Annotated in this window: 14 protein-coding genes; 12 read left to right on the forward strand and 2 right to left on the reverse strand. The window is 71.1% G+C overall.

The genetic code is table 11. The features are described from left to right. Positions 1 to 162 precede the first annotated feature (162 nt). The 10 genes from ftsZ (at position 163) to ybaK (ending at position 8261) form a co-directional block, all read left to right on the forward strand. Positions 163 to 1593 (forward strand): cell division protein FtsZ, encoded by a 1431-nt coding sequence (gene ftsZ / locus KIH74_RS19265; RefSeq protein WP_214157359.1) that lies wholly within the window; start codon positions 163 to 165, stop codon positions 1591 to 1593. 30 nt (positions 1594 to 1623) lie between these two features. Next, positions 1624 to 2316: a YggS family pyridoxal phosphate-dependent enzyme gene (locus KIH74_RS19270; protein ID WP_308113897.1), complete on the forward strand. Its 693-nt coding sequence runs from the start codon at positions 1624 to 1626 to the stop codon at positions 2314 to 2316. 36 nt (positions 2317 to 2352) lie between these two features. Next, positions 2353 to 2850 (forward strand): cell division protein SepF, encoded by a 498-nt coding sequence (locus tag KIH74_RS37835; protein ID WP_214157361.1) that lies wholly within the window; start codon positions 2353 to 2355, stop codon positions 2848 to 2850. 431 nt (positions 2851 to 3281) lie between these two features. Then, a complete protein-coding gene (locus tag KIH74_RS19280) occupies positions 3282 to 3563 on the forward strand; it encodes a YggT family protein (protein WP_214157362.1) in 282 nt (93 codons plus the stop codon). Positions 3564 to 3733: 170 nt separating this feature from the next. Continuing rightward, on the forward strand, positions 3734 to 4501 hold the full coding sequence (locus tag KIH74_RS19285) for a DivIVA domain-containing protein (protein WP_214157363.1): 768 nt from the start codon (positions 3734 to 3736) through the stop codon (positions 4499 to 4501). Positions 4502 to 4622: 121 nt separating this feature from the next. Beyond that, positions 4623 to 5012, forward strand: coding sequence for a TraR/DksA family transcriptional regulator (locus KIH74_RS38760; protein ID WP_214157364.1), 390 nt, complete (start codon positions 4623 to 4625; stop codon positions 5010 to 5012). A gap of 69 nt (positions 5013 to 5081) precedes the next feature. Continuing rightward, positions 5082 to 5699, forward strand: coding sequence for a signal peptidase II (gene lspA / locus KIH74_RS19295; protein ID WP_246572623.1), 618 nt, complete (start codon positions 5082 to 5084; stop codon positions 5697 to 5699). After that, complete coding sequence (locus KIH74_RS19300; RefSeq protein WP_214157365.1) at positions 5692 to 6621, forward strand: RluA family pseudouridine synthase; 930 nt, start codon at positions 5692 to 5694, stop codon at positions 6619 to 6621. The genes lspA and KIH74_RS19300 overlap by 8 nt, the downstream gene beginning before the upstream one ends. A 58-nt stretch (positions 6622 to 6679) precedes the next feature. Continuing rightward, positions 6680 to 7219, forward strand: coding sequence for a hypothetical protein (locus tag KIH74_RS19305; RefSeq protein WP_214157366.1), 540 nt, complete (start codon positions 6680 to 6682; stop codon positions 7217 to 7219). 520 nt (positions 7220 to 7739) lie between these two features. After that, positions 7740 to 8261 carry a Cys-tRNA(Pro) deacylase gene (ybaK, locus tag KIH74_RS19310; RefSeq protein WP_214157367.1) on the forward strand — a complete coding sequence of 174 codons (522 nt, stop codon included), beginning with the start codon at positions 7740 to 7742 and terminating at the stop codon, positions 8259 to 8261. 122 nt (positions 8262 to 8383) lie between these two features. Here ybaK and KIH74_RS19315 read toward each other — a convergent pair whose 3' ends face one another. Next, positions 8384 to 9037 (reverse strand): LON peptidase substrate-binding domain-containing protein, encoded by a 654-nt coding sequence (locus KIH74_RS19315; protein WP_214157368.1) that lies wholly within the window; start codon positions 9035 to 9037, stop codon positions 8384 to 8386. Between the two features lie 79 nt (positions 9038 to 9116). Here KIH74_RS19315 and hisD point away from each other — a divergent pair, with 79 nt between their 5' ends. Together hisD and KIH74_RS19325 are read left to right on the forward strand one after the other, a co-directional pair. Then, on the forward strand, positions 9117 to 10448 hold the full coding sequence (gene hisD / locus KIH74_RS19320) for a histidinol dehydrogenase (RefSeq protein WP_214157369.1): 1332 nt from the start codon (positions 9117 to 9119) through the stop codon (positions 10446 to 10448). Then, on the forward strand, positions 10448 to 10987 hold the full coding sequence (locus KIH74_RS19325; protein ID WP_214157370.1) for a DUF1697 domain-containing protein: 540 nt from the start codon (positions 10448 to 10450) through the stop codon (positions 10985 to 10987). Before hisD ends, KIH74_RS19325 begins: the two co-directional genes overlap by 1 nt. On the opposite strand, the gene KIH74_RS19330 is transcribed toward KIH74_RS19325, so the two are convergent. Next, a complete protein-coding gene (locus KIH74_RS19330; RefSeq protein ID WP_214157371.1) occupies positions 10974 to 11594 on the reverse strand; it encodes a TetR/AcrR family transcriptional regulator in 621 nt (206 codons plus the stop codon). The genes KIH74_RS19325 and KIH74_RS19330 overlap by 14 nt on opposite strands. Positions 11595 to 11667 lie beyond the last annotated feature (73 nt).

Here is an 11667-nt window from a genome sequence, read left to right on the forward strand (position 1 = left end):
TCGTCGAGAGCGATCGACTCCGGCGCGCGACACACCGGCGAGGTCGTTGAAAGGCCTCGGGTCGGGCACCTACGTTCAATTATCAGTACAGGCTGACATAACTATAACCCTCCAGTTGAGGGTTAGGATCTAACGGATCCGGCGAGCGAGAGGCACCCCGACGTGGCAGCTCCGCAGAACTACCTCGCGGTCATCAAGGTTGTAGGTATCGGTGGCGGCGGCGTCAACGCGGTCAACCGGATGATCGAGGTCGGACTCAAGGGCGTCGAGTTCATCGCGATCAACACCGACGCCCAGGCGCTGCTGATGAGCGACGCCGACGTGAAACTCGACGTCGGCCGGGAACTCACCCGTGGTCTGGGCGCCGGCGCCGATCCGGAGGTGGGCCGCAAGGCCGCCGAGGACCACGCCGAAGAGATCGAGGAAGTGATCAAGGGCGCCGACATGGTCTTCGTGACCGCCGGCGAGGGTGGTGGCACCGGTACCGGTGGCGCGCCCGTGGTCGCCCGGATCGCCCGGTCGCTCGGCGCACTCACCATCGGTGTGGTCACGCGCCCCTTCACCTTCGAGGGCCGGCGCCGTTCCACCCAGGCCGACTCCGGCATCACCGCCCTGCGTGAAGAGGTCGACACCCTCATCACCATCCCGAACGACCGGCTGCTGTCGATCAGCGACCGGCACGTCAGCGTGCTCGACGCCTTCCGCTCGGCCGACCAGGTGCTGCTGTCCGGTGTCCAGGGCATCACCGACCTGATCACCACTCCCGGCCTGATCAACCTCGACTTCGCCGACGTGAAGTCGGTGATGCAGGGAGCGGGCAGCGCACTGATGGGCATCGGCTCGGCCCGCGGCGAGGACCGCGCGATCCAGGCCGCCGAGACGGCGATCTCCTCGCCGCTGCTCGAGGCCAGCGTCGACGGTGCGCACGGTGTGCTGCTGTCCATCCAGGGTGGCTCCGACCTCGGTCTCTTCGAGATCAACGAGGCGGCCCGGCTGGTGCAGGAGGCCGCGCACCCCGAGGCCAACATCATCTTCGGTGCGGTCATCGACGACGCGCTCGGCGACGAGGTGCGGGTCACCGTGATCGCGGCCGGTTTCGACGGGGGCACCCCGTCGAAGCGTCAGGACGACAACGCGCTCGGCCAGTTCAGCGGCAGACCGCAGTTACCGTCGTCCAACCCGGCTCCACGCCCGGCCCATGCCCAGCCGACGCCGCTGCCCAGTGCGGCGCACGCGCAGAACCAGTACTCCGGTGCGCAGGTTCCGCAGCAGCAGCCGGTCACCGCTCAGGTGCCGGCGAACGTCGGTGGTCATGCGGGTGGCAACGGATACGCGCAGGCCAACGGCTATGCGCAGCCGACCCCGCTGAACCCGCCGGCCGCCGAGCCGGAGGCCGAGTGGTCGCCGTCCGAGGGCCAGGGCTCCACCGGCGAACAGCCGACGCAGTCCCCGGTTCCGCAGGCCGACACGCCGAAGGACCCCACCCCCACCCAGCCCCGGGTGATCGAGGTGACCGACCCGCGTCCGTCGCGCACGCCGCGTCCGATCGTGCTCGACGACGACGATCTCGACGTGCCCGACTTCCTCAAGTAACGTCCGCCTTCCCTCTGGGAAGGAAACGTGGTGGAACGACAGCAAGAACTCGCGGCCGGCCTGGAGAAGGTCCGGTCGCAGGTGACGACGGCATGTGCGGACGCCGGGCGCGACCCGGCTGAGGTCACGCTGGTCGTCGTCACCAAGACCTACCCGGCCAGCGACATCAGGCTGCTGGCCGGGCTCGGGGTCAGGGAGGTCGGCGAGAGCCGCGACCAGGAGGCCTCGGCCAAGGTCGCGGAATCCGCCGACCTGGACCTGACCTGGCACTTCATCGGCCGGTTGCAGAGCAACAAGGCCCGGCACGTCGGTCGCTACGCAGACGTCGTGCACTCCCTCGACCGGCTCTCCCTGGTCGGCGGTCTGGAGCGCGGCGCGGCCGAGACCGATCGCCGGGTGCGGTGCTTCGTGCAGCTGAGCCTCGACGGTGACAACTCCCGCGGCGGGGCCCTGGCCTCCGAGGTGCCGGCTCTGGCCGACGCGATCGCTGCTTCTGATCACCTTGAGTTAGCGGGACTGATGGCGGTCTCGCCTGTGACGTGGGACCCAGATGCCGCATTTGCCGATCTTTTGGCTGCTTCTGAGCATCTACAGAGGCAACACCCGGAGGCAACGAGCATTTCGGGTGGCATGAGCGGGGATTTCATGCAAGCGCTGCGTCACGGAGCAACTCACCTGCGTGTCGGAAGCGCGGTCCTCGGTCAGAGGCCGCCCCTCGGGTAGCTTCGTCGCAGGGTGAGCGAACATGCGGAGGTTTCGATGAGCGGCGCACTGCGCAAGACCATGGTGTACCTGGGCCTTGCCGAGGACGACGACCGCTACTCGGCGTACGACGAGTACGAGGACGAGGACTTCGATCCGGTCGTGGACGACGAGGACGAGCGAGAAGAACCCCGCCGGGCTCCGGTCACCCCGATCGGCCGGGCCCAGGGGCAGGGGCAGATGGCCCGGGTGGTCGCCCACCCGTCGGCCGAGATCCACCGGATCACCACGATCCATCCCCGGACCTACAACGAGGCCAAGACCATCGGCGAGAGCTTCCGCTCGGGAACGCCGGTGATCATGAACCTGACGGACATGGACGACGCCGACGCCAAGCGTCTCGTCGACTTCTCCGCCGGGCTGGTCTTCGGTCTGCACGGGTCGATCGAGAAGGTGACTGGCAAGGTCTTCCTGCTGTCCCCGGCGAATGTCGAGGTGGCGACACCGGAGAAGCCCCGGCCCGCGGAGCGGTCGGCCTTCTTCAACCAGTCGTAGGCAGATCTACCCGCGGACCGTGAGGGTCAGCGGGTAGATCTGAAAGATTGCACTCCCGTCGCACCTGGTGCTGACGGTGTTTCGCTATGCCTGAGAGACCCTCGGCGTGCCCGAACGGGCAGAACGGACCGGCGGGCGGGGCAGATGCCGCCGGACGGGCGAGGGTGGGCACCGGACGGCGAGCCGGCGCGTTGTACCGGCACATGCGTAGGGCGAACTGAACCCGGCGCGATCGGGCCGGTCCGGCCGATCGTGGGGGAACAGAAGTAATCCTAGGCGATCCGGGCGCATAAAAACGACGCCCGGTTCGCTACGGTGAACGCCGTTCGACGTAGCCCATCCCCTCGGGTAGGCCTGTCCGACCGGCTCCGTGCCGGTGGACCAGGAACCGCCCGGTCCAACACTGAGTGCAAAGCGGAGTCGCAACCGTCGTGGACGTGATCAGGTACCTGCTCTATTACGTCGTCTTCCTGTTCTTCATCATCCTGATCGGCCGGCTGGTGATCGACTGGATCCAGGTGTTCGCCCGGGACTGGCGCCCGCGTGGCGTGGTGCTGGTGATCGCCGAGGGCATCTATTCGGGCACCGACCCGCCGCTGAAGGCGCTGCGCCGGCTGCTCCCGCCCCTGCGCATCGGGGCCGTGCAGCTCGACTTGGCCTTCATCGTGTTGTTCCTCATAGTGAGCATCCTGATGCAGGTGCTGCGACCGTAGGCCCGGGTGCCACACGTAGCACCTTCAGGTGACAGATTGTGCGTGACACATGACCCTCCGTTGCTCCGGAAGTGGTCATCTGCGCCGACCTTGTGTAGCGTCAGCTTCCGGTACGGTGGCGTAGCAGCGGCTCCGCACTTCCGATTGAGTGACCAACGCGAGGTGACCAGATGGCGTTGACGCCCGAAGACGTTGTTAATAAGCGCTTCCAGGCGACCAAGTTCCGCGAAGGCTACGACCAGGACGAGGTCGACGACTTCCTGGACGAGGTCGTCAACGAGCTACGTCGTCTCAACGAGGAGAACGAGGAGCTGCGCGGCAAGCTGAGCTCCTGCGAACGCCGAGTGGGCGAGCTGTCCCGTGCCAACGTGGCCCGCGAGTCCGCTCCGGAACCGGCTCCCGCGCCGATGCCGACCCCCCCGCCCGCACCGCAGCCGGTGGCCGCGGTCGTGCCGGAGCCCGTCCGGGTCCCGGCCGTCATGGAGGCGGCGCCGCAGGGTCCCGAGGCCGCTGCCGGCATGCTGGCGCTCGCCCAGAAGCTGCACGACGAGTACGTGCGCAACGGTGAGCAGACCCGCGACCGCATCGTCGGCGAGGCGCGCGAGCACTCCAACCGCCTGATCCGTGAGGCCGAGGAGAAGCAGCGCCAGACGCTCGGTTCCCTGGAGCAGGAGCGTTCGCTGCTCGAGCGCAAGATCGACGAGCTGCGCGCCTTCGAGCGGGAGTACCGCAGCCGGCTCAAGTCCTACCTGGAAGGCCAGCTGCGCGAGCTGGAGTCCAAGGCCGCCGTCGTGCCCACCCGTGGGCCGCAGCAGCCGCAGTCCCAGCCGGCCGGTGTCGGCGCCGCTCCCTATGGCGCGCCGCTGCCGACCCGTGGTGGTTACTCGGACTCCGGGGCCGACGCCCCCGCGCAGTACCCCTTCGGCGGACAGAGCTGACGCAGGCAGCTAGCCAGCACGGCCCAGCGGGTTCAGACTTATCTGAATCCGCTAGAGCCGTTTTGCGGGCGGTGCCGGCCGCTCTGACCAGCACCGCCCGCGTCGCCGTGAGGGGGCACACGTGCCACGGGCCGAGCGCAAGGCTGCTACCACCGTGACCGGGCCGTTCGGGGCCATCCGCGCCGAGCTGGTCGCCGACCTGGCCCGGCTGGAGGCCGAGCGGGAGACGGTGCTGGCGGGCCTGGCCGACGTGCTGCGCGACAGCGCCGCGGGTTCCGGCGACGACCCGGCCGACTCCAGCGGCAAGACCTTCGGCCGGGAGCACGAGCAGGCGCTGCTCACCCGGGTCACCGACGCGGTGCAGGCCACGCGGGACGCCCTGGACCGGATGGCGGCCGGCACCTACGGGGTGTGCGAGAGCTGCGGCGAGCCGATCGCGCTGCCCCGCCTGGAGGCCTTTCCCCGGGCGGCGCTGTGTGTGGCCTGCAAGCAACGGCAGGAGCGCCGGTAGACGCCGGTAGAGCGGTCCGCCGTCGGCGGGTACGTCGCCCGGTGCGGGACATGGCACCCTATGAGGACGATGACAGAGCCCACGAAGACGCCGGACTCCGGCGTGGATGACACCGGCGTGGCCGACGCGCCGCCCCCGGTCCCGCCGGCCCGGCGCCGCGCCTACGCCGCGGCCGTTCCGCTGATCGCCCTGGTGGTGCTCGGTCTGGACCAGCTCACCAAGTATCTGGCGGTCGAGAAGCTGACCGGCGAGGGCCGGGTGGACGTGGCCGGCGACCTGTTCGGCTTCTACCTGATCCGCAACCCCGGCGCCGCGTTCTCCATGGCCACCGGCTCCACCTGGATCTTCAGCGTGGTCGCGATCGCGGTGGCGGTGTTCATCATCCGGATCTCCCGCACACTCGGGCACTGGGGCTGGGCCGTGGCGCTCGGCCTGCTGCTGGGCGGTGCGGTGGGCAACCTGACCGACCGGATCTTCCGCTCGCCCGGCCTGTTCCGCGGTCACGTGGTCGACTTCCTGGAACTGCCGAACTGGCCCATCTTCAACCTCGCCGACTGCGCGATCACCTGCGCCGCGGTGCTGATCGCGGTGCTCAGCGTGATCGGGATCGGCACCGACGGGCAGCGCGTGAGCGACTCGAAGAAGAAGAGCACGACCGAAGACGGCGATGGGCAGGCCGATGCCTGAGGTGCGCTCCCTCCCGGTGCCCGACGGGCTGGCCGGCGAGCGGCTCGACGCCGGGCTGGCCCGGCTCTTCGGCCTGTCCCGCAGCGCGGTGGCCGACCTGGCCACCGACGGCGCGGTGCTGCTCGACGGCTCCCCGGTGGGCAAGTCCGAACGGCTGCGCGCCGGGGCCTGGCTGGAGATCAGCCTTCCCGGCGCGGAGAAGGACGAGCTGCCGCCGCCCGAGCCGGTGCCCGGCATGCGGATCGTGCACGACGACGACGAGCTGGTGGTCATCGACAAGCCGGTCGGTGTGGCCGCGCACCCCAGCCCGGGCTGGACCGGTCCCACGGTGACCCAGGGCCTGGCCGCGGCCGGCTACTCGATCGCCACCTCCGGCGCGGCCGAGCGGCAGGGCATCGTGCACCGTCTCGACGTCGGCACCAGCGGCCTGATGGTGGTGGCCAAGAGCGAGTACGCGTACTCGGTGCTGAAGCAGGCCTTCCGCGAGCGCACGGTGGAGAAGACCTACAACGCGATCGTGCAGGGCCACCCGGACCCGCTGCGCGGCACCATCGACGCGCCGATCGCCCGGCACCCCTCGCACGACTACAAGTTCGCCGTGATCACCGGCGGCAAGGCCAGCGTCACGCACTACGAGACGGTCGAGGCGTTCCGCGCCGCGTCGCTGGTGGAGGTGCATCTGGAGACCGGCCGCACGCACCAGATCCGGGTGCACTTCTCGGCGCTGCGTCACCCCTGCGCCGGTGACCTCACCTACGGCGCCGACCCCACCCTGGCCGCGAGGCTCGGGCTCACCCGGCAGTGGCTGCACGCCGTGCGGCTGGGCTTCGAGCACCCGGGCACGGGGGAGTGGGCCGAGTACCAGAGCGAGTACCCGGACGACCTGGCCACCGCCCTGGAACGCCTGCGGGCCTGGGGCTGACGACGCCGGTGCCCGCGCCTGAGCGGTTCACAGTGCCCGCCGCTAGGATCGGCGCCCGATGAGCATGATCGATGAACGGCCCGGCCCGGGGGCCACGAAGAAGCCGAAACTCCTGGCCGGTGAGACCGTCGCCCTGGTCCTGCCGATCGTGCTCGGCATCGTGGTGGCGGTGGCCTGGCGCCTTCTGCTGCCGCTCACCGAGAAGCTCGGTGACGAGACGGAGCTTCAGGCCGCGGTCGACGGCACGCTGGCCGGGCTGGGACTGCTGACCGGCCTGCTGCTGGGCATCGGCGCGCTGCTGCGCCCGGGGCGTTACCCGGTGCGCCGGGTGACGGCTCTGCTGGTCACCTCCACCCTGGGCGGTGCGATCAGCTGGTTGCTGGGCAACACGCTGGGCACGCCGGTGCTGCGGGGGGTCGGCGCGGCCTTCATCTGGCCGGCCACCACCGCCGTGGTGATCATGGTGGGCGCGATCCTGCCCTGGACGTCACACCGCCTGGACCAGGCGTCCCGTCCCGCCGAGCCGTACGGCCTCCGGTGGGACGACGAGCCGGATCCGGCCCGGGCCGAGGCCCCGGGGGAGCGCCCGGCGAGCTGACGAGGGCGATTGGCACGCATCGGTGTCAGTGCCCGAGACTCGCCCCCGTGAACATCATCGTCGGTTTCTTCCTCATCCTCCTGCTGATCGGTATCGGCACCGCGATCGTCTGGCTGCTGAAGGCCCTGATGCGGGAACTGTCCCGCAACAACTAGGGCGTGGCGGCGAACTCCCGGGTCCCCGGGGCGGCGGCGCTCCGGGGACCCGGAGGCGAGACATCGTGGTGAGAGCCCAGTCTCGGCACGGAACGCCCGGCTGAACGCGCTCAGGTTCCGACAGCCCACCTGTGACGCGGTCCAGGCCGCGGGCCGCCCGGCGGCCAGGTGCCCGCCGCCACCCGCACCCGAGCTCGCCAGGCGGCGAACCGACACGTGGTCCGGAGCGCGAGGAAGCGCGGTGTCAGCAACACCGCGATCGACCGGCACCGGCTGGAGAACCACCGGCTGCCGGCTGAGGGCCGCACGCTCGACGACATCGACGACCTGGCGATCGCCGGGTGGGTCTCGGGCACAATCTGCGCGTGGCGAAGAAGAAGGACGCGGGTGCGTCGACCCCGGCGGTGAAGGTGCTCAGCGGCGCGGGAGTGGTGTTCACGACGCACACGTTCGAGGCGGAGGACCGCAGCCGGGCCTCGTCGTCGGAGCGGGTCGCGTTCGGCACCGAGGCGGCGAGCGCGCTCGGTGTGGATCAGGGCCGGGTGTACAAGACGCTGGTGGCCGACGTGGACGGGACGTTGTGGGTGGCGGTCGTGCCGGTCGCCGGGCAGCTCGACCTGAAGGCCCTGGCCTCGGCGGCGGGCGGCAAGAAGGCGACGATGGCCGACCCGGCGGCGGCCGAGCGCAGCAGCGGCTACGTGGTGGGCGGAATCAGCCCGCTCGGTCAGCGCAAGGCCCTGCCCACGGTGGTCGACGCCTCCGCCCTGGAGCACGCCACGGTGTTCGTCAGCGGGGGCCGTCGCGGCCTCGACCTGGAACTGGCCCCCGCCGACCTGGTTCGGCTGACCCGGGCCCGCACCGCCCCGATCGGCCGGCCGGCTCCGTAGAGGCCGACCGACTCGGGAGAGACCGGCCCGCTCCGGACTGGCCCGCCCCGGATTGGCCGGCCCGCTCGGTAGAGGCCGCTCATGTCCGGAGAAGGGCCGTGCCGGAAAGGTTTTCGTCGTCCTCAATTGGGGGTCGGCGGCTCTTTGGTGAGCTCGACGGCGGGCAGCGAGCTGAACGCGTCGAGCAGGCCGATCTCGCGGCGCAGCAGCCCGAGCTCGGCGGTGAGCCGGTCGTGGGTGCTCGGCGCGGCCAGGAGCGCCTGCCGCTCGGGCAGTTCCAGCACCGCAGCGGCGGCCACCAGGTACGACAGCACCCGTGGGTCGGTGGGAACGCCGGACTGCTCCACCCGCAGCCGGTCGCGGTAGGCGGCGAACCGCAGCCCGACCAGCTCGGCGGCGGCCTCCAGGTCGCCGGGGCCGTCCGGCTCACCGATGAAGTCGACGAGCCCGGTGTGGTAGGGCGTGTCCGCGTCGGCGTCCAGGCCCTTCAGCTCGAACCGTACGTGCCCGACGGTGACCAGGTCGAACCGGCCGTCGTCGTAGGGCGTGACCTCGCGGATCTGCGCGGTGCAGCCCACCTCGTACAGGCCCTCGGCGGTCTCCGGGTCGCGCCCCGGGCGGGTCGCGATCACCCCGAAGTGCCGGGGCGCGCCCTCGGGCAGGTCGAGCAGGGCCCGCACCAGCAGCTGGTAGCGCTGCTCGAAGATGTGCAGCGGCAGCACGAGACCCGGCACCAGCACGGTGCTGAGCGGAAACAGGGGAAGCCGGGTCGCCACGGGGACCAAACTAGTCAAAGTCGCAGGCTCCGCGTTCCCACCGGCAGGGACGGTTCCGCCCGCCCTCTAGAATCGCGCCGTGATCCGCCGACTTGACCTGCGAGGCCAGCACCTGACGTCCCGTGACCTGCGCGCGGTGGTACCCCGCGCCGAACTGGACGTGCAGCATGCGCTCGACACGGTGCGCCCGATCTGCGATCAGGTGCGCACGCAGGGCGTTTCCGCGCTGATCGAGCTCACCGAGAAGTTCGACGGGGTGCGTGTCGACTCGATCCGGGTGCCCGCCGCCGCGCTCGCGCGCGCCCTGGAGCAGCTCGATCCGCAGGTCCGCGCCGGCCTGGAGGAGTCGATCCGCCGGGCCCGGCTGGTGCACGCCGACCAGCGCCGCCACGACACCACCACCCAGGTGGTCCCCGGTGGCACGGTGACCGAGCGCTGGGTGCCGGTCGACCGGGTCGGGCTGTACGTGCCCGGCGGCCGGGCGGTGTACCCGAGCAGCGTGGTGATGAACGTGGTGCCCGCGCAGGAGGCCGGCGTGCCCGGTCTGGCCGTCACCAGCCCGGCGCAGCGCGACAACCCGGCCGGTTTCGAGGGGCTGCCGCACCCGGCCATCCTCGCCGCCTGCGCCCTGCTCGGCGTGGACGAGGTGTACGCGGTGGGCGGCGCCCAGGCCGTGGCGATGTTCGCCTACGGCGCCAAGGACGCCGACGGCTCCTGGATCTGCGAGCCGACCGACCTGGTCACCGGCCCGGGCAACATCTGGGTGACCGCGGCCAAGCGCCTGCTCAAGGGCATCATCGGCATCGACTCCGAGGCCGGGCCGACCGAGATCGCGGTGCTCGCCGACGACAGCGCCGACGCCGACCACGTGGCCAGCGACCTGATCAGCCAGGCCGAGCACGATCCGCTCGCCGCCGCGGTGCTGGTCACCGACTCCGAGGCGCTCGCCGCCACGGTCGAGTCCGCCGTCGCCGCCCGGGTCGCCGCCACCAAGCACACCGAGCGGGTCACCGCCTCGCTGTCCGGCCCGCAGTCGGCGATCGTGCTGGTCGACGACCTGGACACCGGGCTGGCCGTGGTGGACGCCTACGCCGCGGAGCACCTGGAGATCCAGACCCGTGACGCCGCCGCGGTGGCCGCCCGGGTGCGCAACGCCGGGGCGATCTTCGTCGGCCCGTACTCGCCGGTCAGTCTCGGCGACTACTGCGCGGGCTCCAACCACGTGCTGCCCACCGGCGGCTGCGCCTGCTTCTCCAGCGGGCTCAGCGTGCAGTCGTTCCTGCGTGGCATCCACGTGATCGACTACGACCGGACCGCACTGGAACAGGTGGCGCCGCACGTGGTGGCCCTGGCGAACGCCGAGGACCTGCCGGCCCACGGCGAGGCCGTGACCGCGCGGTTCCCGGGCTGATGCCGGATCAGCGGGTCGCGCTGCTGCTGCGGGGGATCAACCTCGGCGGCCGGCGCAAGCTGGCGATGGCACAGCTGCGCGACCTGCTGACCTCGCTCGGCCACACCGGGGTGAGCACGATCCTGGCCAGTGGCCAGGCGGTGGTGACCACGCCGCGGGACCCGGCGGAGGTGGCCGCCGAGCTGGAGTCCCGGCTGCTGGGGGAGACCGGCCTGACCACCGACGTGCTGGCCCGCACCGGCGCCGAGATGACGTCGGTGTTGGCCGGGAACCCGTTCCCGACGGCGGACGACGACGGTTCGCGGCACGCGGTCGTCTTCCTGCGCTCGCCGCTGTCCGAGGCGCAGCTGGCCGGGTTCGACCCGGCCGCCTACGCCCCCGACGAGCTGGTGGCCCGGGGTCGTGAGCTGTATCTGCGCCTGCCCGCCGGTTTCGCCGACAGCCGGCTGTCGATCGCCGTGGGCAAGGTGAGGGGCGTGCCCGCCACCACGCGGAACTGGAACACGGTGAAGAAGATCCAGGCCCTCACGACGGCCTGAAGCGCAGCCCGTCCACGAGCAGGTCGAGCATGCGGCCGGCCTGCTCCCGCTGGTCCGGCTGCCCGGCCGTCATCGCGATCCCGCTGAGCGTGAGCAGCACGTCGACCGGCTGCACGTCGCCGCGCAGCAGATCGGCCCGGACGCCGGCTCCGAGCAGGTCGTCCACCGCGGCCGTCATCCGGGCCCGGCTGGTGGAGTAGGGGTTTCGGCCCGAGGCGATCACGGCGGTCAGGGCGTCGGCCATCTCGCGCTTGGTGGTCATGTAGTCGATGAAGTGGTCCATCCAGCGGCGCAGCGCCTGATCGGCCGGGTGCGCGACGAGCAGCTCACCGGCCGCGTCGCAGAGCCTGGCCAGCTCGTTGCGGTAGGCCGCCTCGACCAGCTCGTCGCGGCTGGGAAAGTGCCGGTACAGCGTGCCGATGCCGACCCCGGCGTCCTTGGCGATGCCCTCCAGCGAGGCGTCGGTGCCGTCGCGGCTGAACGCCAGCACCGCCGACCGCAGCAGCCGCTCCCGGTTGCGCCGGGCATCGGCGCGCAGCGGCCGTTCGCTCGGTGCCGTCACTTCGTCACTTCCCTGCCACACGTCGTCCTGATCGCGAACGTCCATTGTCGCCCAGGTTCCGGGCGGCCGGAACAAAGCCCGCAGGCCCCCGGTTACTAAGCGGAGGAACCTCCGAATA

Origin of the sequence: Kineosporia corallincola (genome assembly GCF_018499875.1) — a bacterium.
In the GTDB taxonomy this organism is placed as follows: Bacteria; Actinomycetota; Actinomycetes; order Actinomycetales; family Kineosporiaceae; genus Kineosporia; species Kineosporia corallincola.